Origin of the sequence: Marinifaba aquimaris, assembly GCF_013328345.1 — a bacterium.
Taxonomy (GTDB): domain Bacteria; phylum Pseudomonadota; class Gammaproteobacteria; order Enterobacterales; family Alteromonadaceae; genus Marinifaba; species Marinifaba aquimaris.
Window position 1 is genome coordinate 22,178 of record NZ_JABULX010000031.1, and the last position, 26,993, is coordinate 49,170.

Sequence of the window (26,993 nt, forward strand, 5' to 3'; positions counted from 1 at the left end):
AAATAAAAGCAGCCATGTTTAAGTATTCGAAATCAGTTGAAAGGATCTGATAATGAGCAATATTCCTGCAGAATTAAAATATACAAGCACACACGAATGGATCCGTCACGAGGGTGATGGCGTAGTAACTATCGGTATTACCGAGCACGCTCAAGATTTATTAGGCGACTTAGTACATGTCGACTTACCTGATGAAGGTGATACATTCGCAACAGGTGACGATGTAGCTGTAGTTGAATCAGTAAAAGCAGCATCTGATGTATATGCACCCGTTTCAGGTGAAGTAATCGAAATCAATGAAGATTTAGAAGACTCACCAGAATTAATCAACTCTGACGCTTTTGGCGACGGTTGGTTATTCAAATTAAAATTAGAAGACGTCAGCGAACTAGAGTCACTTCTAGACGCTGAAGGTTACGAAGGTGCAATTGACGAAGAATAATCGTCAAAGCACATAGCGCTTAGCGCTAATTGATTGACTAAGCCCCGAGGCATGCGCTTCGGGGTTTTTGTTTTACTGGTAAGACACTTTAACTATCTTAACAAAGTGTTTTTTCAGTGATTTGAGGAAAAATTTAAATGACTGATAATTTGTCTTTGCAGCAATTAGAAAACAATGACGCGTTTGTACAGCGTCACATTGGCCCTGATGAAGCTGAACAACAACACATGTTAGCCACATTAGGTGCAACGTCTTTAGATGAACTTATCGCACAAACTGTGCCTGAGAACATCTTACTTGAAAAGCCAATGCAAATTGGCGACGCACAAACCGAAGAATCTGTTTTAGGTTACTTAAAACAAGTTGCTAGCCAAAACAAATTATACAAGTCATACATTGGTATGGGTTATAGCGATACGCTAGTACCAAACGTTATCTTGCGTAACGTTATGGAAAACCCAGGTTGGTACACTGCGTACACACCTTACCAACCAGAAATCGCTCAAGGTCGCTTACAGTCTTTACTTAACTACCAACAAATGGTTGTTGATTTAACAGGCTTAGAAATGGCTAACGCTTCTCTATTAGACGAAGGTACAGCCGCCGCAGAAGCGATGGCACTTTCTAAACGCGTCAGTAAAAACAAAAAATCGAACGTGTATTTCATTGCTGACGATGTACATCCTCAAACAATCAATGTGGTTAAAACACGTGCTGAAATGTTTGGTTTTGAGGTACTAGTTGCGCCTGCAAAAGATGCAGCAGATGCCGATGTATTTGGCGCTTTATTCCAATACCCAAGCACAACGGGTGAAATCACTGACTTAACTGATTTAATTGCCGCTGTACAAGCAAAGAAAGGCATTGCATCAGTTGCCGCTGATATCCTTTCTCTTACGCTTTTAAAAGCGCCAGGTGAGTTAGGGGCAGACGTTGTATTAGGATCATCACAGCGTTTTGGTGTGCCATTAGGTTACGGTGGTCCACATGCAGCATTTTTTGCAACACGTGATAAATTCAAACGTTCATTGCCAGGTCGTATTATCGGTGTTTCTCAAGATACACGCGGTAACCAAGCACTGCGCATGGCATTGCAAACACGTGAGCAACATATTCGCCGTGAAAAAGCGAACTCAAACATCTGTACAGCGCAAGTATTACTAGCCAATATGGCGGTGTTTTACGCTATTTACCACGGTCCTGAAGGCTTAAAGCAAATTGCTCAACGCGTTAATCGTTTAACAACTATCTTAGCAACGGGCTTACAAGCAAAAGGTTTTGAATTAGCACACGACACTTGGTTTGATACCATTACGCTTAATGTTGGTGATAAAAAATCAGCGTTAGTTGAAAAAGCGCTAGCGAATGAAATTAACTTCCGTACTGACTTAGACGGTCAAATCGGTATCTCAGTTGACGAAACAACATCAGCTAGCGATATCGCTCAATTATTCGATGTATTAATCGGTGAAGGTCACGGTTTAGATATCGATGCCATCGATGCACAAATTACCTCTGAGTCAATTAGCTCAATTCCTGCTGAATTAGTACGTCAGTCAGACTTCTTAACCAACGAAGTCTTTAATACTCACCATTCAGAAACTGAAATGCTTCGTTATATCAAGCATTTAGAAAGCAAAGATTTAGCACTTAATCATTCAATGATCTCTTTAGGTTCATGTACGATGAAGCTAAATGCAACGGCTGAGATGATTCCTGTCACTTGGCCTGAATTTGCTAGTTTGCACCCATTTGTACCTGTTGACCAAGCTAAAGGTTATCAACAAATGATCACTGAGCTTTCTGACTGGTTAGTGGAAGCAACAGGTTATGATGCTTTATCTATGCAACCTAACTCAGGTGCACAAGGCGAGTACGCAGGTTTATTAGCTATTCAAAAATACCATGAGAGCCGCGGCGATACGCACAGAAATGTTTGTTTGATCCCAAGCTCAGCCCACGGTACCAACCCAGCTTCTGCGCAAATGGCGAGTATGAAAGTGGTGGTTGTTAAGTGTGACGCTAAAGGCAACGTTGATATGGATGACTTGCGCGAAAAAGCCGAGCAAGTATCTGAAAACTTATCTTGTATCATGATCACTTACCCATCAACACACGGTGTTTACGAAGAAACTATTCGTGAAATCTGTGATCTTGTGCATGCTCATGGTGGTCAAGTGTATATGGATGGTGCAAACATGAACGCACAAGTGGGTGTAACATCACCTGGCTTTATCGGTTCAGACGTTTCTCACTTAAACTTACACAAAACATTCTGTATTCCACACGGTGGTGGTGGTCCAGGTATGGGCCCAATTGGTGTGAAATCACACTTAGCACCTTTCTTACCTGATCACCCTGTGATTAATGTTGATCAAACAACATCAGGTAATGGTGCGGTTTCTGCAGCGCCTTGGGGCAGTGCAGGTATCTTACCTATTTCTTGGGTTTACATCGCTTTAATGGGCGGTCAAGGTTTACGCAAAGCCACACAGGTTGCTATTTTAAGTGCTAACTACATGGCGAAGCGTTTAGAAGAGCACTTCCCAATCTTATATACAGGTCGAAACGATAAAGTTGCACACGAGTGTATTATCGACTTACGTCCGTTAAAAGAAGCATCTGGCATCACAGAAATGGACGTGGCAAAGCGTTTAATGGACTATGGTTTCCACGCACCAACAATGTCATTCCCAGTAGCGGGTACATTAATGGTTGAGCCAACTGAATCAGAGCCATTATCTGAAATCGACCGTTTTGTTGATGCACTTATTGCTATTCGCAAAGAGATCGCACAAGTAGAAAGCGGTGAATGGACACTTGAAGATAACCCACTTCACAATGCACCACACACTATGGCTGATTTAGTGGATGCTAACTGGTCACGCAATTACTCGCGTGAGTTAGCGGTCTTCCCAACGGCACAAGCTGCTACCAACAAGTTCTGGCCAACAGTTAATCGCATCGATGACGTATATGGTGATAGAAACTTAGTATGTACTTGCCCAAGTACAGAAAGTTACGCTGAAGAGTGAGTCTTGCTGGTGATTAACAATAAAGTTTGTGACCATTTTAATGAAGTTTGTGGCTTTAATTAAGATTGTGACTGGCTGTTAAAAACTAAGTAAAAGGCGAGCTATTTAGCTCGCTTTTTTATTTTAGATAGTTGATCTTCCCCTGAATAACTAGACATCTTTTATTTTGAAATTGAAGTAAGATAGAAGGTGTTATGAGAAATAAATTTCCCCAAGAATTTAAAGACGAAGCGGTTCGTCAGGTTATCGATAACGGTTACTCAATTTAGGATGTCGCCAATAGACTAGGTATTACTGATATCACGTATATCAAAGCGTATGAAGGTTGGTTGTATCTCGCTGTCGTTGTCGATTTGTTTTCTCGCAAAGTGATTGGTTGGTCAATGCAACCAACGATGAAACGAGAAATTGTCATCAAAGCGATATTAATGGCAGTTTGGCGCAGACAGCCTAAATCCAATGTCATCATACACAGTGACCAAGGTAGTCAATATAACAGCGACGACTATCAAGCCTTTTTAAAGGCTAATAACTTGACCAGCAGTATGAATCGGCGTGGACACTGTTTGGATAATGCGGTTGCGGAGAGTTTCTTCCATTCTCTTAAAACAGAACGAGTGAAGCGAAAAATATACGCTACTAGGGATGAGGCCAGAGCAGACTTGTTTAATTATATAGAAGTCTTCTACAATCGAGTTCGATTGCATAGCCATCTTGGCCATCAGTCCCCTGAAAAGTTTGAAGTCCGATACAAACCGGAAAGCTAGGTGTCTACGAATTCAGGGGAAGATCACACTGTATTTAGACTTTCGCATAGAAAACTCCTTACTTTTAGTTTATAGAATCTTCTACTAATAAGTGCTGTTAAATATAGGGGGGATTACAATTGCCTGAGATAGATACTTTAAGCCTCAGATAACGAGCTAAATACCAACTAATTTGAGCTTGCCCAAATGATATTTTTTACGCAAGTATAAGATTTTTTCTTCGTTGATTGGGTAAACACGAATAGTTGGATTTTCAGGGTGCAGCATAGAGTTGATTAACTCTGCTTCACCTTCAGCGCACAATCTTTTTCCCATCGAAAAAGGTATCTCTGGATGTCGCAATACCTAAAAGTTTTACTGACATTTCTGGTTTCTATTGCGTGATTCAATATCTTAAGCTTACGCCTGACTTCTTGTTCTTCTTTTCTATTCATCTAATACCTCAACTAACACATTGCAAATATAAACAATGTGTCAGCCGAGGCCTAAATATTCAAACTCATAAGTTTTGTTTGTATGTTTTATCATTAAATAGCTCAATAATTGGGTGATATTCCATTATGAAAGTGCCTTGTCTGATTAAAGCAAATTAAAGTAATCAAAATAACAGTTATTCCCAATGATGAATTTCGGAAACCCGTTAACGTAAATGTAAGAGCAACCTTCAGCATAGGCAGAAATGGCTAATCAGTTTTTTCCAGTATTTAGCTGGATTTTGTAAGTGCGATTGCAGAAGACATACTGTGCTGTTTTGTAGATTTTATTAAAATTAGTAATAATATAAACACAATCGTCATAAAGTGGGGTTCTGAAACCTCAACTGTGCGTAAATTGAACTCTGTGGCAACACCACTAATATCAATCGGAGCAGTGTCTTCTATATGTCTAATGTAGCCAACAACTATTGAGCTTAGCGGAATAAGATGCCACTCATCAAAAGGCTCTGTGAAATCAGTTACATCAGCTTCATTAGCCTCAAACGTATGGAGTAGATTAATACTTTCTCCATAAATGTAGTTCCCCATTGAGTCTGGAATATCAAACCATGAAGCAACAAAGGTGTCAAATCGGCCAGAGTTGTCGTCGTAATCATAATACAGACTTAAGCTTTTATGATCATAAGCCAGCCATTCACTACTGCTTAAAAGCGGTATATCAATAAACAAATAGTCGAGGACAAAGTTTGCCGTCATACCAAGATAGTTTGCTTGTCCACTATAACTGTAACTCAATGAACCTTCGAAAATGTCACCTATTTCCGCTGGTTGAGGGTAATCACTTCTCATATTGGTTACTTCAAATTTAAAGTCCCAATTAATAATGGCTGCTTCGCTGGTATCTGAAATCGTAAATATCAAAACAGCTATCGCAAAAAGTAATTGTTTCATGATTAGCTCCAAAATATGAGTAGTTGAAAACAGCGTTGTGTTTGTCAAACCCGATCGAGAAGAGCAAACTACAGACGCAATAAGCAAACTATCTTTGCATAATTCATTCCGATATTAACTTTTAAACTTCTTTTAGTTCCCGTTGTGGCTATTAGGTTGGACGAAACTTCTGGCTACTATCAACCAGAAGTAGATTGGCCACTCGATACCCGCCTTTAGGTTCCTAATTTAATCTCTATTTCATTTAGCATTTTGCATTTTGCATTTTGCATTTTGCATTTTGCATTTAGCATTTAGCATTTAGCATTTAGCATTTAGCATTTAGCATTTAGCATTTAGCATTTAGCATTTAGCATTTAGCATTTTAGGCGATTGAATCGACTAAATTCTTTTAGTCATTAAAAAACTTTAAACTTTGTGCTCGGTGCAATGCGATTGTGCCCTTTTGCTTTACCATTTCTATTTTGCACCCTTTGATGGCTAAGTTTTTCCTGAGCGGTTCAATTAATATCGACGCTTTGGTGCTGCTGCGAACAAAAATTGCAGACAAAGAATTGGAGAGCAGCGTTTAGTTTACCCCCTATTTACACAATTCAAAGTTGAATAATATTAGAGCTGCATTTCCTAATTCATCTGCCACTTAACTAAATCTTCCAGTGGCATGGGTTTAGCATAGAAATACCCTTGAATGGTATATACACCTCGCTCTGCCAAATAGGCAACTTGCTCTTCATTCTCAACACCTTCTGCAACTGTTTTTAAACCTGAAGACACAGAGAATGCAACAATAGCGTCTAGTACAGACAGTTTTAAGTCATCACTATTGATGGTGTCTACGAACATTTTGTCAATCTTTAGCGTGTCAATGCCTAACTCTTGAACATAAGAGAAGCCTCCATAACCCGTGCCTGCATCATCTAATTTTAAGTTAATACCAAGAGAATAAAATTTTTCAAGCTCTTTCCTAGCTTGAATTAAATCGGGAATTTGTTTCCTTTCGGTGATCTCTAAACTTATGCACTTGGGACTGATATTCTCTTGCTCCAAAAGCGTTGAAATTTGTTCGAAAAGGTCGGCGTTATCCAAGTGTTCTGCGACAATATTAATGCTGGTAAATTTTTTAGACTTATCCCAACCCAACACTTTAATGTCTTTGATAACTTTATCGACAAGTTGCCGTGTGATATCTATGATCAAGCCACTCTCTTCGGCATAAGGTATGAATTGGTATGGAGGAATGACAGTACCATCCTTTTTTTGCCATCGAACCAAAACTTCAGCACCTAAAAGGTCTCCATTTCGACTGTCGACAATTGGTTGGTAAAAGGGTACAAACTCAGAATACTTAATACCGTCTTTGATAATGCGGGAGAGAGATTGACGCACTGTTAACAATTTATGAGCAGAGAATGTTAAAAACGAGCTAACGAGCAATGCGAAAGTAATTGAAGTTATTAAACTAACTTCTTTGTAGTATTCAAAGAAGTCTCTGGTTGCTTCTAGGCGTAATTCTATATCGAGAACCCCCTCTTTTCTGTATGAATTCAATTCCATATGAGGTGCTTGCATAAGTTTTTTTCCTGAAAAAAGAACATCAGGCTCCCCTTTAATCTTAATCAGATAAGCCAAACAATCTCTGCATGCCTCTTCTGCTAAGTGATTAATTAAAAATGGGGTTAAGTTAGCAAAGTATCTTAAGTTTCCAACATTGCGAATCAAAAGGAGGTCCCTATGTTTATCTCCGTGACTGCCCATGCCAAGCGTGTATTCACCGCCAAGTCGATGAGTACTGTTAGGTTCCAGTGTTTCTCGAATACCAGCACTACTGCAAAATATGTCCCCATCTTTCCAGACACCAAGCAGTCTAATGGCTGGTTGCTCGAAAACAGTGCGTTCTAGTTGCCCCTTAAGTTTATCGCTACATTGGTCATTAGACATTATTTGAAGTTGCTCTAGCACGTTATGAGCGGTGATTAATGTATCATGGAATTCGTATAATATTTGTTCAGTATCACGCTCTAAAGCACCTTTGGCGTAAAAATTATTGAAGCTGCTAACACTGGCCATGCATATAATGAAGACGAATAAAAATATCATTGGCAGTATTTTATTCATATTTTTCACCCTTTGGTATCACATCAATAGCACAACATTAATTTCTTAATTTAGTGCATAATAACCTAATGGACAAACTGCAGTAAGTAAGCATACTTAAGGTTATTAAAAGTAAATATTAAGAGGCTTTTTAAATGGCAAAAATGATAATATTATTGCTGTTGGGCAGCTCAGTGATAGGTTGCTCAAGTGTTTATGCGCCAATTCCCCACCAAGTTATCATTCAAGAAGACTCCACCTTGGCGACAACTGCAGTTATTAATCATACCTTCGTGCGGTCTAAATCAAATAATTACATCGTTTGCTCACAAACGTCTGCTGATGCAGCGTTTGATCAAGGTTCTAACGATGGGGTAAGTGGGACATTTACGAGCGGTGCAAGCGAAACTATCCGAAACCAAAACTCAGCGAATGATGTCGAAATGTCAGGCAGAACCCCTGTTTTGTTGATGACCAGAGAGTTGATGTATCGGACGTGTGAGTTCACAGCAAATTTCAATCTAACCAAAGTTGAAGCGCAAGCACTGTACGAAAAGACCTTGACACTTGTTGGAAATGTATGGACGACTGAAGCTGGTAATACCACTATAAAGATCACCGATGCGTTAGACACAAGTTCAGGAGCCACGGTTCAGACGAATGAAAATATAAAAAGCGACGATAGTGACGCCTCATCAGAAGACGATTAGTTGAAGTTGTGAAAAATCGATAGAAAAAGAGGGAAATATTATGTTCAGGTCAGTATTAAAATATTTTTTCATCTTACTACTTTTCAATAACATGACGGCTTTAGCTGACAGTGTTGATGTAAAATCAGGCTTGAAAGAAGCTGGTGTTTCAACACTCCCTGTATTTCTTGATGCTACAACAAATAATATTACTTTAAAAATGCCTAAGGCAATGGGAGGTAAAAAGCTAACTTTTGGTGGTAGCGTTGACGCTGATGCCCTGCAAGATAAGACATTCGTCTTTATTACAAACGAAGATACACCTCTGAACTGGGATCGAGCATTTGGTTTGAGCTTCCTCAACCTTGAGAATGTAACACTAAACCTGAAAATTGCAGCTGGTGAATTTGACGTCAGCCTTGAAGGCCAACTAGGCGGCGTACTTAAGAAAAAAAACAAACCAATTTATGTATCTGTTGCTCTGACGGTTGAAGAAAAAAAAATTACCGATTTTAGTTTTTCCTTGCCTGATTCAAAACTGTCACTTGGCAGAATTAGTGAGTTTAAGCACATCCAAGGCATCAACAAAATAACTTTAGCAAAACCGACCTTCACACTTAACAGCCTTGCTGGCGAAATTAATTTTCTTGATGAAACGACCAATGGTGAAATTTCACGTGACCAGGAAGCTGATGAGTGGCAAATGAGTCTGGAGTTTGCCAATGCGATAACGCTAGGTAAATTGACCGGGCACAAACACAGTTTCCTCAAAGACATAGCGTTGCCTAGTGCACAGCTAACGTTAACAAAATCTGAAGTTACTATATCCGCAACCTTTGACCCTGAATCGACCTCTAAAAAGGTTAAATCTGCACTGTATTCTCTTGGTTTAGCAAACGATAGCCTCGAGATAGATGGCGATATTAAAAATATGTTTAGTGCTGATACAGAACTCAAGATGGCTGTCACCATTGACACACCAAGCAATCACGGCTTCAGTCCGTTGAAGATCGATAATGCTCACGTAGAATTTTTCATTGAATTATCAAAAGAGCAAGCAGGGCTCGGTTTTAGAACGGCAGTATTGCTGTCTCAGGGAAAAGGTAAAGACAAGTTAGCATTCGATGTCGACTTTGAACTAAAAGAATCAGACACCAATATTGAAGTGCAAGTAGCGGGTGCAATGAGTGGTGACTGGAAAAATGCAGCGGGCATTAGAGGATTAACCCTTGAGAACCCATTTTTGTCTATGGGGATTAATGAATCTGGTAGTTTCGATACGCTCATTGACGGTACAGTAATGATTGGCAGCGAAAAAATACGTGGGGCCATTGATCTGGTTCTATCTCCGGAGGCACTCGGGCTGCCTTCAGCTTTCGCTATAGCTGGAGAAGTGAACAAAGTTGATTTCAACAACATAACAAATTTTGCCAATAAACATGCTAAACAAAAAAAACGTTTCCCTCATATGGATGTTGAGTTTCAAGATGTTGCTTTTGCATTTATGACTCCGGGTTCCACTTTACCCTCGGATTTGGAGAATGAGCTGAATATCGAAGGCTCAGGATTAGCGCTAAAAGGTACATTATTGGTAAAAGGAAAATCAGTGGCCAGTGCGAGCGGCTATGCTTCGACCAAAGGGTTGTCCGTGAATGGTGAGGTTTCGCCCTTTAAGGTAGGTCCGATGAGATTAAAAGATGCTTCTTTGGCAATACAAGCAGGTCCAAATGTCGAACCTAAATTTGCCTTTAGTGGTGATATGAGCCTATTTAAAAATGTAGAAGAAGACTACAGTATCGACATAGAACCTCACAAATTTTCGCTATATTCAGACCTCAAATTTGGCAAGAGCTTTGAGGCTGAAATAAGCGTTGAATCAGAAGGTTTAGATTTTCAATCAGGCGACGACTTGTCCTTTGATGGCACTTTAGCTGCTAACTACACCAAAATTTTCCATAAAGCTGTTTCTTCGGCAGTTAAGGGACTTAAGTCAGCTAACAAGAAGTTAACGGACGCACAGCATGACTTGACTAAAAAACAACATAGCGTTGATTCACTTAACACGCAGTTAGCGAAAGCGAAAAAGGATGCAAAATCTGCGCTTGATCATGCCACGAAAAAAATTAATAGTGCAAAAAATAAAGTAGACAAACTTAAAAAAACTATCGCTTACAACAAAAAGAAGGAACATGACCTAGACAAGAAAGCAAGAAAAGATGCCAAGCATCTTCGATTGGGAAAATCAGCTAAAGACGGTACAAAAGAGGCGGCAGTTAAAACAGCTGTTGCTGCAGAAGAGGCCTCATTAAAAACAGCTAATTGGGCGTTGGAACAAGCCAAGAAAACGGTAAAAATTGTCCCTGTTGATTCAGCACCCAAAGTAGTGTCCTTAACAGCTGAGCTAAAAACAGCAAAACTTGCGTTAACAGCAGCAAAAGGGTTTTTACAAGGGATAAAGGACGCCGACAACGGTGTGGCTAGCGCCCTGAAAAAACTTGATGACCCATCAGTTCTAACAATTAACAAGATAGAAGTTTCTGGCTCACTTAAAGGTATAACAACATTGGGCAAAGAAGGCGATGATACGATCTTAACCATTGATGTGACTGTTCACAAAAGACATCACGTTTATCACGTTACCGTGAGCAACTTTGAAAAGAACTTTGAAAAAATCGTCGCATCCGCAGCTAAAAAGGTTGCTCAAGATATTGTTAACGTGTTCAAGTGACGATTATTTTACGCTGTTTTAATTGCATTTTAGATGCTCAGCTTTTAACAAAGACATACCTTAAGATGGTTTTTTCGCTATTTTTTAGGTTTCATATGAGCAAAAAAAGAAAAAGAAGTTAGCGTAAGCTTAAGGTATTAAAACAAGTAAAAGAAACCAGAAACGTCAGTAAAGCCTATCGTTGCTAAAGGATATCCAGAGATACCTTTTATCTATGGAAAAAAGATTATGCGGCTAAACGTTAAGCTGGTCTGATTAACTCCGAGCCATGCCCTTAAATACCAGCTACTCGTGTTGACCCAATCATCGAAGAAAAAATATTATATATGCGTAAAAGCTACCATTTGCGTAAACTAGAGTTAGTCGGTATCTAGGATGCCATCTAATCTACCTTCGAATTGGATGGCTAATTGCGACAATGTAAGATTCCAATTGTGAATTGGCATTGTCCATTTCTTCGAAGCATTCAATATGTTCGCATATAATAACTTCATCAAGCTATTTTCATTTGGTAATGCGGCTTTAGTTTTGGTTAATGTCATAAATTGATAATTCACAGCTTCAATAGCATTGGTTGTATGGATGGCTTTTCGCAGGTAATCAGGGTATTTACAGTAAACCGATAGGTTAGTCCATTTGCGACGCCAGGAATTGATAACGATGGGATATAACTTGGCTCTTTTATCTTCTAACTCATCTAATGCTGCTTCGGCTACATCTTTGGTAACTGCACGATAAACAGGTTTTAAATCAGCTATATACTTTTTGATGTTTAGAGGTTACGTATTTCATTGAATTACTATTTGGTGAATAACACACTGCTGAACTTCCGTTTCAGGCTAGAAGGGCCAATAGCTTCAGGGAAGTCTTTAAGCCCCTCAATATGGGCAATCAAAAATATCACATACACCACGATTGTGTAAATCAGTTAACAAAGATAGCCAGTAATTAGCGCCTTCGCTTTCTGATACATATAGACAAAGTCATTCCTTGCTACTTTCGATATTAATTCCAAGTACTGTATAAACAGCCTTGCTAACGTATTGGCCACTTTCTTTGATTTTATAATGAATAGCTTCAAGCCAGATAAATGGGCAAAGCTTATTTAGGCTGCTTGATTGCCACACCTTATGCTCAGGTATTAGCTGGTCTGTTACGCTCTTAATTGTAGCTTCTGAGGTTTCAATGCCATACATTTCCTGAACGTGGATTCGAATATCTCGATAACTCATATCGAGCGCAAACATGGATAAGGTTTTCTGGTCGATTTCAGCATTTAGCTTGGTTTGATTTTTTCTTAAAGAGCTGAAGCCCGAATGAACCCGTTCTATCTCTTGGTATTTTAAGTTCAAACTGAACTACGGATGATTTAACCGTTTTCTTACTTATACTATTCTTACAGTTAGGTTGTTGATTTGAATCTAGATGTTGCTCTAGTTCTGCTTTAGATGCGGCTATGATTAATTGTTTAATCAGCGGCGTTAAAACACCATCTTCACCGATTAACCCTTTACCAGATTGAAGTTCAGCTAATGCTTTCTTGAAGTCGAAATATTGAGTCATGTATCATCCCTGTTTTCTTAATATTACTGAAATGACACTGGTTTCTTAACATTAATTGTTTTTTATTTCTCCTCCTCGTGGCACATTCACCTAAAGTCTAAAATTCCCAATTTATCGCTGATAAATCAAATAAAACTAGTTAAGTAGCCGGCTTTATTTTGGTTGTTAGTTTCGTTTTGTTGTGTTGATTTCTATTTGTTCTCTTTGTCTCAATAGTACTTATAAAAAAGCTACAACTTGTGATTTAAAACGTCATCCACCGTGAATAAATGGCGTATTTGACACTATAGAGTGACAAAAAACCTACTGCGCTATAGACAGAACACATCACACCTCATGTTTGTGTAATACATTTTTACGATTTACTGCATTGTCTTTTTCTTACTTTAATCTTTACTGATAAATAGCAGAGCCCCAGCTAAAAAACGATTCACGTAATAACAATACGTGTATAACCAATCACATTAATTGAGGGATATTTATGCAAACATCACAATTTAAAACCACGATGTTATGTATTTTGATGTTATTTTCATTAAAAGTATTTGCCACTGATATTAATTTTAGTGGCTATGGTTCTATTAGAGGAGGAATTGAAACGGATGATGATTCGGCCTCTCCAAGTTTTGGCTATGATGATAACGTAGACTTTAAAAATGAGTCATTATTTGCCATTCAAGCTAAAGCTAACTTAAATGATTTTTGGTCTGCTACCTTAGTAATGAGAGCAGCAGGGGATGAAGATTACGACATAGAAGCTCGTTGGGCCTACTTGAATTACCAAATTCAACCAGAAACAGTGATCACATTTGGTCGATTTGCTTTGCCTTATTTTAGACACTCTGATACCCAAGACATAGGTTACAGTCACAATTATACTCGAATGCCGATCTCCATATATGCAGGTCAAGAATTCGATATTATTGAAGGGATCCGCGTTGCACATTCTACTTTTTTAGGCGATGGCGATTTAACCCTGAAAGGCTCGTTGGGGGCATTTGATGGTGAAGTAGCAGTATTAGGCCAACAACGAGACATCGATATTAATAATATTATTCAATTTTCAGCTGAGTATAGTTATGAATGGTTTTCTGCTTATGCTGGGGTGGTATCGGCTGAAACAACATTAGATATTAACTCAGCACTAGGTCAGCAGTTAATTTATACGTTGACAGGTTATCGCGTTGATGGCGATCAAGTGTTTTCACCAGTGACAAATTCTTACGTTTACAACATGCAAGATGCATATGTAGATGAAGATGATTCTTTGTATTATTCAGCCGGTATAACCGCTGAATATGAAAGCTGGATATTTAATTTAGAATATGCCGCTTATGATATTGATGATTCACTATTTGAAGAAAATGAGGCGTATTACGCTGCTGTTTCTTATAACTTCGGCGATATTACACTCTCTTTTGTTCATGAGGATGTTAGTTACTCATTTGATTATGAGCATGCCAATTCAACTGACCCAAATGTAAATGCATTTCTAATTGGCTCTACTGACGCATTATTTAAAGATGATGAGTATGATGCTCAGGGAATACACCTTAGATATGAAGCTCATCTGGGGATAGCATATAAGCTCGAATATACTCAAACTAACCACGATCTATCTGGCGATGACAATAGTGTTGTTGTTGCCGGTATTGATTTTGTTTTTTAAAGGAGAGTGCTATGTATTTATACAAAACAGCTGTATTTGTAATTTTTCTGGTATTTTCCCACTTTGCTGCTGCTGAGGTAGCAGTGATTGTCAATAAAGGTAATAGCAGTGAACTCAACAAGGCGACTATTAAAAGGATGTATTTGAATAAAATTAAAGCATTTCCTTCAGGCGTTAGTTTAAAAACTGCCGGTTTAACAGCAACAGACCCTATTACTGGTGAGTTTTATAAACAAGTATTGGGAAAAAGCGCTGCACAACTAAAAGCATACTGGTCTAAAGCTTTATTCACTGGCGTTGGGGTGCCACCTAAAGAGCTGGAGTCAAGTGAGGCTGTGATTGAGTTAGTCAAATCAGATGAAAGTGTTATTGCGTTCATTGACTCAGCTAAAGTAACCGAAGACGTTAGAGTTGTCGCTACGTTTTAGTATTGATGAGTTACAGGTTATTTTGAAGTTAATTTAAAGACAAAGATAAAAAGGCAAGCTTAGGCTTGCCTTTTTTATTGGTTTAGTTTGTTGTTTTAGCGCGTTCAATAAAGTCGTTAAGGTAGTCCACCTGGCTATCGTCTTTCCTGATACCAATGAATATCTGTTTGCTGATCCCTTTTTCGCCAAAGCGAACGCTTTTTATCGGCATGGTTTTCGAGTATTCATCTACCAGCCAACCGGGCAGGGCACAAACGCCACGACCAGCTGCGACCATTTGTAGCATAATCTCAGTTGTTTCGATGATCTTGTGTTGTTTAACCGAGCATTTAGCTGGGTTTAGAAACTGGCTAAAAATATCCAGTCGTTGAGGCTCTACTGGGTAACTAAACAGAACCTGATCTGCAAGTTGCTCTGGTAGTACGTATTCTTTTTTGGCTAGGTCGTGTTCGCTCGATACCACGAGTCTGTGCTCATAATCAAAAACGGGGATGTATTCTATTTTGGGTTTGTAGAGTGGGTCTGGGGTGATAAGTACATCAATTTCATAACTTAAAAGTGCACCGAGTGCGCCAAACTGAAACTCTTGTTTTACATCAATATCAATATCAGGCCACTTTTCTAAGTATGATTGCACCACTTTGAGTAACCATTGATAACAAGGGTGGCATTCCATACCTATTCTTAGCGATCCCATTTCACCTTTTGCTATTTGATTGAGCAATAACTCCGCATGCAAAAACTGAGGTAGTACTCGGTTAGCTAATGTTTGGATTCGCTCTCCCGCTGCGGTTAGACGCAAATTACGCCCATCTTTCTTCCAAATACTGGTGCCAACTAAACTCTCTAACTTTTTAATACTATGGCTCAGAGCCGATTGCGATAAATGCAGTGAATCTGCCGCTTTGGTTAGGGTTCCGTGTTCTTTAATTGCAGTGAGTATTTCTAAGTGAATCCTCTCTAACATCAGATACCTCCTGTCTTTTGCTTTAATGATGAGATTTATTCATTGAACAATGAAATTATATCACTTTTATTCATCAAACAAGTGGCGTTACAATCGCCGCCGATAACTAAAATACGAAAAAACCGATCTAACGTTAACGGCTTAGTAAATGCGCTAGCAACTTCAGTTAACAAGAACAATTAGAAGTGATCATTAATGAACATCATTGAATTTATAACGAATAATTTGCCGACTTTCTTAGCTTTAGTTGGCACTGGGATATTTGCTGGTATCTTGGCTGGTTTACTAGGTGTAGGTGGCGGTATCGTTATCGTGCCTGTTTTATTTTTCTTATTCCAAAGTTTTGGCGTATCGCCAGAATCAGCCATGTTAGTTGCCACGGCAACATCGCTTGCGACAATTATCCCTACCTCTATTAGCTCAATTCGATCTCACAACAAAAAAGGTAATGTCGACTTTGATTTACTCAAGCGTTGGTCGTTGTTTATCTTAATTGGCGTGTTAGCTGGTAGCTGGTTAGTCACCCGAGTAGATGGCACGTTGTTAACCATTTTATTTGGCGTGATTGCCACGTTATCTGCGCTTAACATGCTATTTAGAACAGGTAAGTCGGCATTATTTGAACAACTACCTGGTAAGGGCGGACAAGGTGTGATGGGCTCTTCGGTTGGCTTTTTTAGCGCTATGGTTGGCATCGGCGGCGGTACGCTTTCTGTGCCATTGCTGACAGCCTACAACTACCCAGCACACAAAGCGGTGGGTACCGCTGCTGCAATTGGCTTGATCATCTCTTTACCAGGGGCTTTAACCATGCTGGCTTTAGGTAGTACGCCTGCTGATGCACCTGCGGGTACACTCGGTCTTGTTAACTTTGTAGGCTTTATTTGTATTGTACCGCTGACGGTGTTATTTGCTCCTGTTGGTGCTTCTATTGCGGCTAAGTTAGATGCGGCTAAATTAAAGAAAGTTTTTGCTGTCGTTTTACTTATCACTGGTTTACGTATGTTGGCCCAACTGTTTTTATCGTAATCCTGTTAACAAAAAGCCCCTGTATTGAACCAATACAGGGGCTTTTTTAATGCGTTTAACTCAGACAATAATATCGCTTTATCCAATTGACTATCATCAGGTCAGAGATAACCAATCGTTCAGCATTTACTAGTCTTTTTTATAGCTGTCGTGGCATGAACCACAGCTTTGACCAATCTTCCCCATGGCTTTTAACACATCTTTTTTAGGTGCGGTTAAAGCAATTTGGCTTACTTTTTCAGAAGCGGTAACCAACGCATCAATCTTTTGCTGGTAATCTGCTTTATCTGTCCAGATATTGGCAAGTGCTTCTGTTTTTACTTTAAATTTAGAGGTATCTACTCTCGAAGTATCAGCAATCATTTTTGCTAATTCATTGATACGTGTTGCTTTGTCTTTTACAACTTGTGCGTCGAACTCAACTTTACCTTTTAGCATGCCACCAATAGGGCCCATGTTGTGACCTAATAAAGTGAAGTTAGCTTGGCGAACTTTAGTCGCCCAGTTTGCGTGTTTTTCATTTGCTGCAGGTTTTGCAAAAGCCGTGGCTGAAGTAACAAGTCCAGCGAGTAATAACGAAGTAACAGTAAGTTTCATAATACTTCCTATCTTGTTTTAGTAATAATAATAGTCTTCGATAACTGGTGCGTTTATCACGACCAGCCAATATACAAAGACGGCAACAATAATCGCTAGCACGATTGCAGTAACGAGCTTAGAACTATTGATGGCATCTTCTTTTTTTACATCCGCAGATGACTTTTTACCCGTAAACATCGCCTGCACTAAGCTTTTCTTTTTGGTAAATTTATAAAACGCCAGAGCGACTAAATGCAGAGCAATACAAGCCTGTATCAAGGTAAAACATATGTCGTGAAGGCGGTTGAAAAGCGTTTCCAGGTCACCACCTACACTGCCATAATAAGGGCCTGATGAAAAAACATCATCAGTAATAAAGAGTCCACTAACTGCTTGAGTAAACAGTAGTAAGATCATCGCAAATACCATCATAGCGCCTAGAGGGTTATGGCCCGCAGGCTCGCGCTTAGCGATATTTTCGCTGGGTTTTAAATACGCTTTCAACCTTGCAGGTGTTGGGAAAAAGCTTAAGAACTGAGCGTGCTTTGTGCCCGCAATTCCCCAAACGACTCTGAACGTTAATAAAAACAGCATAAAGTACCCAGCATACATGTGGTATTGCATGTATTCACTGCCCATTTCTGCACTTGCCCACAGTGCAATGAATGTTAATACCAACAGCCAATGAAACAGCCGTAACGGTAAATCCCAAATTAAGTGTTGCGATTTCATTTTAAGAGTTACTCATACCTTGTTGATATTCAAAAATACTAAGGGCGATAAAATAGCATCATCCCCCAAGACGAAACAAACCTAACCATCCTAAAGTTAGGTTAATTGGGCACTTAACAGTGTCAGATAAAAACTACACCTGATAAACAAAGCGGCCGTCAGTCGTATTATATAGACGATTTAGTACGCGCTTTTGAGAAAGTTTTTTCCATTCAATACGGTCTAGTTAATGAGTCTAGTGATTGGTCTAGCACGGTGCATATTCATTGTGCTTGTTGATCTCGCTCATTGCGCTGATATTACCTAATCAAAACATAGAGATATCGCGATATTTCATTTTTAGTTAAGAGTTCAAATAATGAAAAAAACAACATACTTTATATTTTTTGCCCTTTTTTCTTTGTGGTCTTTATCGGCTCATGCCGGCAAAGAAGCATTTACAGAGGTGTTATTTAATAAATACCAAGCGGACAATGAATTGGTGTTAATTGATGTGTATGCCACTTGGTGTCCAACGTGTAAAAAGCAGGGAAAAATACTCGATAAGTATTTTCAGCAATATCCAACTAGTCAGTTAAAAGTGCTAAAAGTTAACTTTGATGACCAAAAAGATTGGGTAACGCATTTTAGAGCGCCAAGACAATCGACTTTAGTCTTGTATCAGGGTACAGAAAAGCTCTGGTTTTCGGTTGCAGAAACGAACAAAAATAAAATCTTTAAAAAGCTTCGCCAGGCGGAACAGCAAAAGTAATGGGGTTTACCGCTATACCGCTGGCCTTGATGGCTGGCATTTTAAGTTTAATATCACCTTGTGTTCTGCCTATGATACCGGCTGTATCGGCATCAGCGATGCAATCATCTAAATGGGGATTAGTCACCTTAGCGTTAGGAATAAGCCTTGCGTTTGCACTTGCCGGAACAGTACTGACATTTGTGCTACTTAATTCAGGTATTTCTACTGAATGGTTGCGCCATTTCTCTGTTGCGCTTTTGCTCTTTATGGGACTGAGTTTAGTGATCCCTAAATTATCCGATTGGTTAGCCTTTCAATTATCTAAACTCACCAGTAAAGCGGGGAATGTCCAAGTTGAGGGCAGTTCTGCAGGGATGCAATTTGTCATTGGTACTTCGCTAGGGCTAGTGTGGTTACCATGTGTAGGACCGACATTAGGAACGGCCATAGCTTTGGCTTCAACGGGTGAAAGCATGGCAATGGCTTTTGTCGTGATGATGGCTTTTGGAATTGGTACTGCCATCCCTCTTGTTTTAATTGGCTATTATTCAGGGAAACGGCTCGCAACGATTCGAAATGTCGGACAATTTGGCAAGTACATCTTAGGGGGCACGCTGATTTTATTGGCTTTAGTGATTATCACGGGCCTTGATAGAGTTCTTGAAACTTGGGCACTGGAAATTCTACCTGATTGGGTAACATCTATTTAAGCTGCTCTATCTTTGATGTTTCGATGATTCAATGAGATAAAAGCCAACTTTGTGTTGGCTTTTTTTATATTTCTTAAGCCTTTCTAAGACCTTTTCTCAAAATTTTCTTTATAGATGGGATGTTTTATCGCCCTGAATTATCAAACTGCCGTATATCCATCGTTTTTATCGCTTTAATTGGTACAAATATGATCGTTACCTGGGCGTTACTTGGTACAACCCACAAGACAAATGAAAAGGACAGAGAATGGATAGTTTGACCCAATTTGCACTCGGAGCTGCCGTTGGTGAAGCTGTACTGGGTAAAAAACTTGGTAATAAAGCGATGTTGTGGGGCGGTATTTGCGGTACTATCCCTGACCTAGATGTATTTATCCCTATGGGAAATGCGGTGGCCGATTTCACTTATCATCGCTCTTTTAGTCATTCACTTTTCGTTTTGGCACTTTTGACTCCGCTCGTTGCTTGGTTGGGTATGAAAATACACAAACAACCTGACTCACTGAAACGGCGCTGGTGGATGATGGTCTATTTAGTATTTGCAACACATGTACTGCTTGATAGCTTCACCGCCTATGGCACGCAGATTTTCTGGCCCTTCTTCTCAACACCGATGACGTGGTCGAGCCTATTTATTATCGACCCTCTTTATACGGTACCGCTTTTAGTCGGCCTCATTGCCATTCTGATCAAGCGCAGCACTGGTACAGAAAAGTGGAACCTTTGGGGGGTAGGGTTAAGTTCGCTTTATTTGAGCTGGTCGATTGGCGCAAAAGTATATGTAGATGAAAAAATGCATCAGGGCTTAAAAGAGCAGGGGGTTGAAAACTACTCGCTCTTTAGTACACCTGCACCTTTTAATACGTTACTTTGGCGCGGTATTGCGAAAACAGACAAGGGGTATTACGAGGTTTATTACTCCGTTTTTGATAAACAACTACCCAGTGATAACGCTTTTTTTATAAGTGATGAAAACTTGTTAAGTGGAATGTCGAGCGATTGGTCTATCGCGCGATTACAATGGTTTAGTAAAGGCTTTTATGCGGTTAAGCAACAAGACGAACAAGTGATCATTAGCGATTTGAGAATGGGCTTAGAGCCCGATTATGTTTTTCAATTTGCTGTTGCAAAAATCCAAGGTGATTCATTGATAACGATTGATGCTGAGCAGTTAGCGCCTGAAAGGGATTTAAGTATATTAAATACCGTCTGGCGACGAATTTGGTCTGAAGAGGTTCAAATTTAACTCAAGGTAAAAAGTGTATATTAAGCCGCTTGCATTGTGTGTTAATTGCACTTTTTAGCCCCGATGCATTTGGCTTAATCTTTTAGAATGTACCTTAAGATCATATCGACAAATTCTTGGACAAATGCTTCATCTTCTAGCTTTTCTGGGGTAGTGGCAGCGACACTTCTAATGGTTGACTCAACAACCGTACAACCCAGTTCAATTGCGGTATCAAGCTCGCGTATTCGAATAATCTCTGGGTTCATGCTGGCAAATAGCTTCATGCCATTAGCAAACATTTCATAAGTATTTTGTACTTGCTGCTCAAATAATTGAGCTGGTATTTTGGCTCGCAGTAGCCTGTCTAGTTCGGGGTGTTCAACTGCTGCTTTGATACGACTTCGCAAAACAGCCTCTAAAAACTGAGCGGGTGTTAATTGCCCCATATTTGTGAAATTAGCCACCACAGATTGCGCCATTTTCTGATCAAGGTCTCGGATTACTTCAGCAAAAATAGCCTCTTTAGTTGGAAAATACTCATACAAGGTACCAATGCTTGCCCCCGCTTTGTCTGCAATTTTGTTCGTTGTGGTCGCATCATAGCCCTCTTTTGCTAAAACCTGAGTAGCGGCTTGTAAAATGGCTTGATAAGTAGCTGAAGATCGAGCCTGAGTTGGCTGTTTACGGGGCTCGTAGCGCGCTTTTGATGTCACTGAAATATCCGAGTAGTAAAAACCTCAAATTAACGGATAATTTTGCCAAGTTCAATTTTCATCAAGTGTAACAAGGTCAAGCTGGGCAAAAACTTGCTGCTATCAATCAAATTATTATTAGGGAAATATATGAATATACTGCTTATTTTGACTGTGTTAAGTGCAGCGACAGGGGTACTGACGGGCTATTACACCACTTACCTTGACCACGCCGATACGTCACTGTTAATGGGCTTTTGGCAGTTAAATAGCTATTTCACGCTGTGGACCAATACCTTAGTGTTTGTTGCATCAACAACGCTATTGCTTTTTCCTAAAACACATTTAGGTCAATGGTTTGCTAAGCCGACTATTTTTGCTGCTATTGCTTTTTATATTGCCATTGTTGGTATTGGTAATTACTTGATTTTTCCTTTTAAGCCATTGGTCGATATTTACGCGCTATCTGATTTTCTAGTTCACGCATTAACGCCCATATTGTTTTTTAGCTATTGGCTTTTTAGCGCTAATAAGCACAACATTAAGGTAGGCAAATTGCACTATTGGTTGCTCTATCCTTGGAGCTACGTGTTGTATACCTCTGCTCATATCAGCTGGTCAGGTTTTAGTCCTTACCCTTTTACTAATATAAAGACACTAGGTTTAGCGAATTACATATTGAATGCAGTGGTACTTTCTTTACTGGTATTGGCGGCGAGCTATGGGTTTATAAAGCTCATTGATATTCACAATCAGCAAGCCTGTCGTAAAAAGTTACCAGTTAGATAAGTGGGGGATGTGTTTTATCTAACTGGTAACGTTTAAAAGTAGGTATTAAGCTGCTTGGGTTTGCAGCTCTTTTCGAACAATTTCAGCACCAGCACTTAAGGCATTGAGTTTACCTCTGGCGACTTCGCGCGATAGCGGCGCCATACCACAGTTAGTGCAAGGGTAGAGCTTATCTGCATCAACGTACTTCAACGCTTCACGCAAGGTAGCAGCCACTTCTTCTGGTGTTTCAATTTCATTGCGAGCGACATCTATGGCACCGACCATGACTTTTTTGCCGCGGATCATCTCAAGTACTTCAAGCGGTACACGACCGTTATGGCACTCTAAAGAGATAATATCTATATTCGACTGTTGAATCGCTGGAAAGGTTTTTTCGTAGTGGCGCCATTCAGCACCTAAAGTCTTTTTCCAATCCGTGTTGGCTTTAATTCCGTAGCCATAACAAATATGTACCGCAGTTTCACACTTTAAGCCTTCTGTCGCTCTTTCAAGCGCTTCAATGCCCCATTCATTCACTTCATCGAGAAAGACGTTAAACGCAGGCTCATCAAATTGAATAATGTTAACACCTGCGGCTTCTAACTCTTTGGCTTCTTCATTTAAGGCTTTCGCAAATTCAAAAGCGAGCTTTTTTCTGTCTTGATAGTAATCATCATAAAGCGTATCAACCATAGTCATAGGGCCGGGTAATGCCCATTTTATCGGTTGATTAGTTTGTGCACGTAAAAACTTAGCGTCTTCGACAAATACTGATTTTTGACGAGATACAGGGCCAACTACACCCGGTACTTCGGCATCATAACGGTTGCGAATAAAAACCGTTTTCTTGTTTTCAAAATCAACACCCGCAAGGTTTTCAATAAACGTGGTGACAAAGTGCTGACGAGTTTGTTCACCATCACTGACAATATCGATACCTGAATTTTGTTGTTCTTGCAGCGTCACGCGAAGGGCATCTTCTTTACCGTTTAATAGCTCTTCGTTTTCGAGCTTCCAAGGTGACCATAATTTTTCAGGCTCTGCTAACCAAGATGGTTTAGGTAAACTTCCGGCAGTAGAGGTGGGTAACAGTAATTTTTCAGTAAGTGTTTTCATATTTATTCAGTTCTAATCTTTGTTAATGGATAAGCCAAGTACTGTTTAAGCGTGACTTGCCGACCATTGCTCAAGCACGGTTTGATATGGCTTGATAAAGTGCTCCTCAGCGAACTTGCCTTGTTCTTTAGCGAGTCTGCTGCGTTCTTCTCTGTCATAAACAATTTGTGTTAGTGAGTGATCTAAGTTTTGTAAATTAGGCTGATAACGCAGGCCCGCAGTAGCGTTGGCGTTATAAATTTCAGGGCGATAGATCTTCTGGAAGGTTTCCATTGTGCTGATCGTACTAATGAGCTCTAAGTTGGTGTAGTCCGTTAGTAAGTCGCCAAAGAAATAAAATGCGAGTGGCGCCACACTGTTGGCAGGCATGAAGTAACGTACCTGCAAACCCATCTTTTTAAAGTATTGCTCGGTTAACGATGATTCATTTGGTGTATATTCAACACCTAAAACAGGGTGTTGGTTTTCAGTACGGCTATACACTTTGTTATCAGAAACGGATAAACAAATCACAGGTGGTTTTTCGAAATTTTCTTGGTAAGTATCTGACTTAACAAAGTGTTGGAATAACTTGCCGTGTAAGTCACCAAAGTTATCTGGAATACTAAATTGTGGCTGGTCTTTATTGTGATCTAACAGCACTACGCTGAAGTCATAATCTCGTACATAAGATGAGAAATTATTACCAACAATACCTTCGGTGCGTTTATTCGTTTTATGGTCAAGAATATTCGTTTTTAAGATCTCAATTGATGGGAAAGCCTGGCCACTGTCTTCTATATTGATATCAACTGAAATGATTTCTAGCTCTAATGAATAGCGATCGCCATTTGGGTTATCCCAATTAGCCATGGCGTTAAAACGGTTATCGATCATCTTAAGCGCATTGCGCAGGTTTGATTGACGTGTTTCACCACGCGCTAGGTTTGCAAAGTTAGTGGTAATTCGCGTGTTGTCTGATGGGTGGTAGTTTTCATCAAAACAAATGCGCTTAATTGCAAATGTGAAATCTTTACTCATGATCGTTTTCCCGTTGTGTTTGCCGATATTCTTAAATCTGTGGTATTCACCACCTTCGATTTGCGCTCAATTGCACCGCTAAGAATCAATCGCAAATTAGTCAGTTGGTGTCTGGATTAGATTTATACGCCGATAGTTACATGAATAAAATTGATATAAATTCATTGAATGATTAGTTTTATTCATGTTTTTGTTTTGATATTCGCTACAGCCCTTGTTTTATTTGGGGTTGTTGCTGTTGGCTTACTGCTTGTTCAAAACGATTAACTCGCTGATTTAATGTTAAATTTATGCTTTGAGTGTTTGTTTCTTTGAGCTATTTTGGAAAGTTGCTCAGTTAACAGCAAGGAGAGAGCACTTAGAAAAGCGTTAAGATGAACGTGAATATGAATTTACTAGATGAGCACTTTAGCGGTTCAGCGCTGAATTTTTATAATCCAAAAACGCGCGCTAAAACACACTTTAGTTTTGAGCCCGGTATTGCAACGTTGCACCGAGGCCATATTCCGCACGCCGCCCAGCCTATTATCAGTGGCGAGCGTAGCAACTTAGTATTTTGGTTGTATGGTGAAAACGGGTTTGTGCCTTACGTTGAGCTTGATGATGGCTTAGCGTTTGATGCAAATACGCGTTGGTTTATGCCTGCAAATGATCAAAAATACGATCGTTATGCTCCTTTCTGATCGTTAAATAAAACACGCTCAATCATTTTACTTATTGAGCATGTTTTACTTTTTCACTTGCCAAACCTTATTTTTTACTTGGCTGTCAGCCAGGTGCCACCTCTGGCTAAAGTGCTTAATTGATGTTTGTGATGTTGTAACTTATCATTTATTTCACACCACGGAGAAAAAGAGAAATAAGATTATGTCTACTACAACACGTCACTTGCCAGTGACGGTTTTGTCGGGCTTTTTAGGCGCGGGTAAAACTACGGTTCTCAATCATATTCTTAATAATCGCGACGGCCTGAAAGTTGCGGTTATTGTCAATGATATGAGTGAGATTAATATTGATGCTGCGACAGTAAAAAATGAAATAAGCTTGAACCGAGCTGAAGAAAAACTGGTTGAAATGAGCAATGGTTGTATCTGTTGCACCTTGCGAGAAGATTTACTGGTTGAGATCAATCGCCTTTGCCAAGAAGGTAAGTACGATTACTTAGTTATCGAGTCGACGGGTATTTCAGAGCCTTTACCTGTTGCTGAAACCTTTACCTTTGAAGATGAAGACGGCGTGAGTTTATCGCATGTTGCCAAGTTAGATACTATGGTCACTGTGGTTGACGCCTTAAACTTTTTAAAAGATTACGACCAAGCTAAATCACTCCATGAAGTGGGTGAAAGTTTAGGGGAAGAAGACGAGCGCAGTGTTGCTGACTTATTAGTTGAGCAAGTTGAATTTGCAGATGTATTACTGATCAGCAAAATTGACTTAGTACCTGAAAAAGAGCTAGAACGACTGCAAAGTATTCTGAAAACGTTAAATACTGAAGCGATTCAGATCCCAATTGAAAATGGCAATGTGCCCGTTAGACAAGTTTTAGACACGGGGAAGTTTAGCTTTGAAAAAGCACAACAAGCACCAGGTTGGTTAAAAGAGTTACGCGGCGAGCACGTGCCAGAGACTGAAGAATTTGGCATTAGTAGTTTTGTGTTTGAAGCGCGTTTTCCATTTCACCCACAAAAGTTCTATGAGTTTTTACACAGCAAAGATATAGCCGGTAAATTAATTCGATCAAAAGGTTTTTTCTGGTTGGCAACTCGTCCTCAATTTGCAGGGAGTTGGAGCCAAGCAGGCGGTATGGCTCGATACGGTGCCGCAGGGTTATTTTGGAAAGCCGTACCTGAAGATCAATGGCCTGAAGATGAAGATTACCGCAGAGCCATTATGAAACAATGGGTTGAACCCTTTGGTGATATGCGCCAAGAGTTGGTGTTTATTGGCCAAGGTTTAGATAAAGACGACATTATTAGTCGTTTAAACGATTGCTTGTTAACAGAGAATGAAGTTTTGTTGGGCAAAGATGCATGGAAAGCATTACCCGATCCTTTCCCAAGGTGGGAAATTGCTTAATTGAACTGATTCAACTAATGGGTTAATAAAAAGGCCACAGTGAAGACTGTGGCCTTTTTAATTATAGCTGACCCGTCCTGAATAAGGTTGACACTTTTCCAACTTCAATTTGGAGAAGATAATGAAACCAATAACTAAGCGTACACAAAAAGATTATTCACTTGCCTTTAAATTATCCGTCGTTGATAAAGTAGAAAAAGGCGAATGTACTTACAAATAAGCGCAAAGCCACTATGGAATACAAGGTGCTTCAACCGTTTTAACTTGGCTTCGCCGGTATGGTCAACTAGATTGGAGTAAAGGTACACCCAATCATATGAATGAGCTTCCCCTTATGTCTAAACCCAATGATTTAACACCCGAGCAAAAAATCAAAGCCCTCGAAAAAGAGCTAGAAGATACCAAGATAAAAGCACAATTCTTTGAAACGATAGTCGATGTACTTGATAAAGATTTCGGAGTACGTATCACAAAAAAGCAACGCAACGCGTTATTGAAGAAAAAAACATAACCAAGCTATCTGTCAGTAGAGCTTGT

22 protein-coding genes and 3 pseudogenes are annotated in these 26,993 nt (G+C 39.6%); 15 read left to right on the plus strand and 10 right to left on the minus strand.

What is annotated here, in order from left to right; genetic code table 11:
• Window positions 1-52 precede the first annotated feature (52 nt).
• The 3 genes and pseudogenes from gcvH to HR060_RS16015 all read left to right on the plus strand — a co-directional run.
• The gene (gcvH, locus tag HR060_RS16005) at window positions 53-442 is read left to right on the plus strand and encodes a glycine cleavage system protein GcvH (protein WP_174201303.1); all 390 of its coding nucleotides are present in this window, start codon (window positions 53-55) and stop codon (window positions 440-442) included.
• A 137-nt stretch (window positions 443-579) separates the two neighbouring features.
• Window positions 580-3,477: an aminomethyl-transferring glycine dehydrogenase gene (gene gcvP, locus HR060_RS16010; RefSeq protein ID WP_174201304.1), complete on the plus strand. Its 2,898-nt coding sequence runs from the start codon at window positions 580-582 to the stop codon at window positions 3,475-3,477.
• A gap of 278 nt (window positions 3,478-3,755) precedes the next feature.
• Window positions 3,756-4,244, plus strand: a pseudogene (locus HR060_RS16015) (IS3 family transposase); the annotation flags it as partial.
• Window positions 4,245-4,400: 156 nt separating this feature from the next.
• Here the strand turns inward: HR060_RS16015 and HR060_RS16020 are convergent.
• The 3 genes from HR060_RS16020 to HR060_RS16030 form a co-directional block, all read right to left on the minus strand.
• Entirely contained in the window at window positions 4,401-4,559 is a 159-nt protein-coding gene (locus HR060_RS16020) for a hypothetical protein (RefSeq protein WP_174201305.1), read from the minus strand.
• Window positions 4,560-4,948: 389 nt separating this feature from the next.
• On the minus strand, window positions 4,949-5,632 hold the full coding sequence (locus tag HR060_RS16025; protein WP_174201306.1) for a hypothetical protein: 684 nt from the start codon (window positions 5,630-5,632) through the stop codon (window positions 4,949-4,951).
• A 624-nt stretch (window positions 5,633-6,256) separates the two neighbouring features.
• Complete coding sequence (locus tag HR060_RS16030; protein ID WP_174201307.1) at window positions 6,257-7,747, minus strand: EAL domain-containing protein; 1,491 nt, start codon at window positions 7,745-7,747, stop codon at window positions 6,257-6,259.
• A gap of 173 nt (window positions 7,748-7,920) precedes the next feature.
• Between HR060_RS16030 and HR060_RS16035 the strand changes: the two genes are divergently transcribed.
• Together HR060_RS16035 and HR060_RS16040 are read left to right on the plus strand one after the other, a co-directional pair.
• Window positions 7,921-8,436 carry a hypothetical protein gene (locus HR060_RS16035; protein WP_174201308.1) on the plus strand — a complete coding sequence of 172 codons (516 nt, stop codon included), beginning with the start codon at window positions 7,921-7,923 and terminating at the stop codon, window positions 8,434-8,436.
• A 40-nt stretch (window positions 8,437-8,476) separates the two neighbouring features.
• A complete protein-coding gene (locus HR060_RS16040) occupies window positions 8,477-11,143 on the plus strand; it encodes a hypothetical protein (protein WP_174201309.1) in 2,667 nt (888 codons plus the stop codon).
• A 359-nt stretch (window positions 11,144-11,502) separates the two neighbouring features.
• Here HR060_RS16040 and HR060_RS16045 read toward each other — a convergent pair.
• Window positions 11,503-12,706: pseudogene (locus tag HR060_RS16045) on the minus strand (IS256 family transposase).
• A gap of 481 nt (window positions 12,707-13,187) precedes the next feature.
• On the opposite strand from HR060_RS16045, the gene HR060_RS16050 reads away from it, so the two are divergent.
• Together HR060_RS16050 and HR060_RS16055 are read left to right on the plus strand one after the other, a co-directional pair.
• The gene (locus tag HR060_RS16050; RefSeq protein WP_174201310.1) at window positions 13,188-14,375 is read left to right on the plus strand and encodes a porin; all 1,188 of its coding nucleotides are present in this window, start codon (window positions 13,188-13,190) and stop codon (window positions 14,373-14,375) included.
• Between the two features lie 11 nt (window positions 14,376-14,386).
• Complete coding sequence (locus HR060_RS16055) at window positions 14,387-14,803, plus strand: phosphate ABC transporter substrate-binding protein (protein ID WP_174201311.1); 417 nt, start codon at window positions 14,387-14,389, stop codon at window positions 14,801-14,803.
• Window positions 14,804-14,885: 82 nt separating this feature from the next.
• Here HR060_RS16055 and HR060_RS16060 read toward each other — a convergent pair whose 3' ends face one another.
• On the minus strand, window positions 14,886-15,770 hold the full coding sequence (locus HR060_RS16060) for a LysR family transcriptional regulator (protein ID WP_174201312.1): 885 nt from the start codon (window positions 15,768-15,770) through the stop codon (window positions 14,886-14,888).
• Between the two features lie 195 nt (window positions 15,771-15,965).
• Here HR060_RS16060 and HR060_RS16065 point away from each other — a divergent pair, with 195 nt between their 5' ends.
• The gene (locus HR060_RS16065; protein WP_174201313.1) at window positions 15,966-16,799 is read left to right on the plus strand and encodes a sulfite exporter TauE/SafE family protein; all 834 of its coding nucleotides are present in this window, start codon (window positions 15,966-15,968) and stop codon (window positions 16,797-16,799) included.
• 129 nt (window positions 16,800-16,928) lie between these two features.
• Here HR060_RS16065 and HR060_RS16070 read toward each other — a convergent pair whose 3' ends face one another.
• Together HR060_RS16070 and HR060_RS16075 are read right to left on the minus strand one after the other, a co-directional pair.
• A complete protein-coding gene (locus HR060_RS16070) occupies window positions 16,929-17,396 on the minus strand; it encodes a c-type cytochrome (protein ID WP_174201314.1) in 468 nt (155 codons plus the stop codon).
• Window positions 17,397-17,414: 18 nt separating this feature from the next.
• Window positions 17,415-18,110, minus strand: a complete 696-nt coding sequence (locus HR060_RS16075; protein ID WP_174201315.1) for a cytochrome b/b6 domain-containing protein — start codon at window positions 18,108-18,110, stop codon at window positions 17,415-17,417.
• A 358-nt stretch (window positions 18,111-18,468) separates the two neighbouring features.
• Here HR060_RS16075 and HR060_RS16080 point away from each other — a divergent pair, with 358 nt between their 5' ends.
• The 3 genes from HR060_RS16080 to HR060_RS16090 all read left to right on the plus strand — a co-directional run bounded on the left by HR060_RS16080 (window position 18,469) and on the right by HR060_RS16090 (window position 20,799).
• A complete protein-coding gene (locus HR060_RS16080) occupies window positions 18,469-18,861 on the plus strand; it encodes a thioredoxin family protein (protein ID WP_174201316.1) in 393 nt (130 codons plus the stop codon).
• Complete coding sequence (locus tag HR060_RS16085) at window positions 18,861-19,553, plus strand: cytochrome c biogenesis CcdA family protein (protein WP_174201317.1); 693 nt, start codon at window positions 18,861-18,863, stop codon at window positions 19,551-19,553. The genes HR060_RS16080 and HR060_RS16085 overlap by 1 nt, the downstream gene beginning before the upstream one ends.
• Before the next feature lie 247 nt (window positions 19,554-19,800).
• A complete protein-coding gene (locus HR060_RS16090; RefSeq protein WP_174201318.1) occupies window positions 19,801-20,799 on the plus strand; it encodes a metal-dependent hydrolase in 999 nt (332 codons plus the stop codon).
• Window positions 20,800-20,873: 74 nt separating this feature from the next.
• Here the strand turns inward: HR060_RS16090 and HR060_RS19800 are convergent, their stop codons facing one another.
• Window positions 20,874-21,494: a TetR family transcriptional regulator gene (locus tag HR060_RS19800; protein ID WP_174201319.1), complete on the minus strand. Its 621-nt coding sequence runs from the start codon at window positions 21,492-21,494 to the stop codon at window positions 20,874-20,876.
• Window positions 21,495-21,623: 129 nt separating this feature from the next.
• Here HR060_RS19800 and HR060_RS16100 point away from each other — a divergent pair, with 129 nt between their 5' ends.
• Window positions 21,624-22,262, plus strand: a complete 639-nt coding sequence (locus HR060_RS16100; RefSeq protein WP_174201320.1) for a Pr6Pr family membrane protein — start codon at window positions 21,624-21,626, stop codon at window positions 22,260-22,262.
• Window positions 22,263-22,307: 45 nt separating this feature from the next.
• On the opposite strand, the gene HR060_RS16105 is transcribed toward HR060_RS16100, so the two are convergent.
• Window positions 22,308-23,360 (minus strand): methionine synthase, encoded by a 1,053-nt coding sequence (locus tag HR060_RS16105; protein WP_174201321.1) that lies wholly within the window; start codon window positions 23,358-23,360, stop codon window positions 22,308-22,310.
• A gap of 45 nt (window positions 23,361-23,405) precedes the next feature.
• Entirely contained in the window at window positions 23,406-24,380 is a 975-nt protein-coding gene (locus HR060_RS16110; protein ID WP_174201322.1) for a DUF1852 domain-containing protein, read from the minus strand.
• Window positions 24,381-24,754: 374 nt separating this feature from the next.
• On the opposite strand from HR060_RS16110, the gene HR060_RS16115 reads away from it, so the two are divergent.
• The 3 genes and pseudogenes from HR060_RS16115 to HR060_RS19505 form a co-directional block, all read left to right on the plus strand.
• Entirely contained in the window at window positions 24,755-25,063 is a 309-nt protein-coding gene (locus HR060_RS16115) for a hypothetical protein (RefSeq protein ID WP_174201323.1), read from the plus strand.
• A gap of 184 nt (window positions 25,064-25,247) precedes the next feature.
• A complete protein-coding gene (zigA, locus tag HR060_RS16120) occupies window positions 25,248-26,456 on the plus strand; it encodes a zinc metallochaperone GTPase ZigA (RefSeq protein ID WP_174201324.1) in 1,209 nt (402 codons plus the stop codon).
• A gap of 121 nt (window positions 26,457-26,577) precedes the next feature.
• Window positions 26,578-26,964, plus strand: a pseudogene (locus HR060_RS19505) (IS3 family transposase); the annotation flags it as partial.
• Window positions 26,965-26,993: the final 29 nt, after the last annotated feature.

Bases quoted from the DNA above. Each gene is read 5' to 3' on its own strand.
- gcvH (WP_174201303.1), top strand. From the start codon at position 53: ATGAGCAATATTCCTGCAGAATTAAAATATACAAGCACACACGAATGG.
- gcvP (WP_174201304.1), top strand. From the start codon at position 580: ATGACTGATAATTTGTCTTTGCAGCAATTAGAAAACAATGACGCGTTT.
- HR060_RS16020 (WP_174201305.1), bottom strand. From the start codon at position 4,559: ATGGGAAAAAGATTGTGCGCTGAAGGTGAAGCAGAGTTAATCAACTCT.
- HR060_RS16025 (WP_174201306.1), bottom strand. From the start codon at position 5,632: ATGAAACAATTACTTTTTGCGATAGCTGTTTTGATATTTACGATTTCA.
- HR060_RS16030 (WP_174201307.1), bottom strand. From the start codon at position 7,747: ATGAATAAAATACTGCCAATGATATTTTTATTCGTCTTCATTATATGC.
- HR060_RS16040 (WP_174201309.1), top strand. From the start codon at position 8,477: ATGTTCAGGTCAGTATTAAAATATTTTTTCATCTTACTACTTTTCAAT.
- HR060_RS16050 (WP_174201310.1), top strand. From the start codon at position 13,188: ATGCAAACATCACAATTTAAAACCACGATGTTATGTATTTTGATGTTA.
- HR060_RS16055 (WP_174201311.1), top strand. From the start codon at position 14,387: ATGTATTTATACAAAACAGCTGTATTTGTAATTTTTCTGGTATTTTCC.
- HR060_RS16060 (WP_174201312.1), bottom strand. From the start codon at position 15,770: ATGTTAGAGAGGATTCACTTAGAAATACTCACTGCAATTAAAGAACAC.
- HR060_RS16065 (WP_174201313.1), top strand. From the start codon at position 15,966: ATGAACATCATTGAATTTATAACGAATAATTTGCCGACTTTCTTAGCT.
- HR060_RS16070 (WP_174201314.1), bottom strand. From the start codon at position 17,396: ATGAAACTTACTGTTACTTCGTTATTACTCGCTGGACTTGTTACTTCA.
- HR060_RS16075 (WP_174201315.1), bottom strand. From the start codon at position 18,110: ATGAAATCGCAACACTTAATTTGGGATTTACCGTTACGGCTGTTTCAT.
- HR060_RS16080 (WP_174201316.1), top strand. From the start codon at position 18,469: ATGAAAAAAACAACATACTTTATATTTTTTGCCCTTTTTTCTTTGTGG.
- HR060_RS16085 (WP_174201317.1), top strand. From the start codon at position 18,861: ATGGGGTTTACCGCTATACCGCTGGCCTTGATGGCTGGCATTTTAAGT.
- HR060_RS16090 (WP_174201318.1), top strand. From the start codon at position 19,801: ATGGATAGTTTGACCCAATTTGCACTCGGAGCTGCCGTTGGTGAAGCT.
- HR060_RS16100 (WP_174201320.1), top strand. From the start codon at position 21,624: ATGAATATACTGCTTATTTTGACTGTGTTAAGTGCAGCGACAGGGGTA.
- HR060_RS16105 (WP_174201321.1), bottom strand. From the start codon at position 23,360: ATGAAAACACTTACTGAAAAATTACTGTTACCCACCTCTACTGCCGGA.
- HR060_RS16110 (WP_174201322.1), bottom strand. From the start codon at position 24,380: ATGAGTAAAGATTTCACATTTGCAATTAAGCGCATTTGTTTTGATGAA.
- HR060_RS16115 (WP_174201323.1), top strand. From the start codon at position 24,755: ATGAACGTGAATATGAATTTACTAGATGAGCACTTTAGCGGTTCAGCG.
- zigA (WP_174201324.1), top strand. From the start codon at position 25,248: ATGTCTACTACAACACGTCACTTGCCAGTGACGGTTTTGTCGGGCTTT.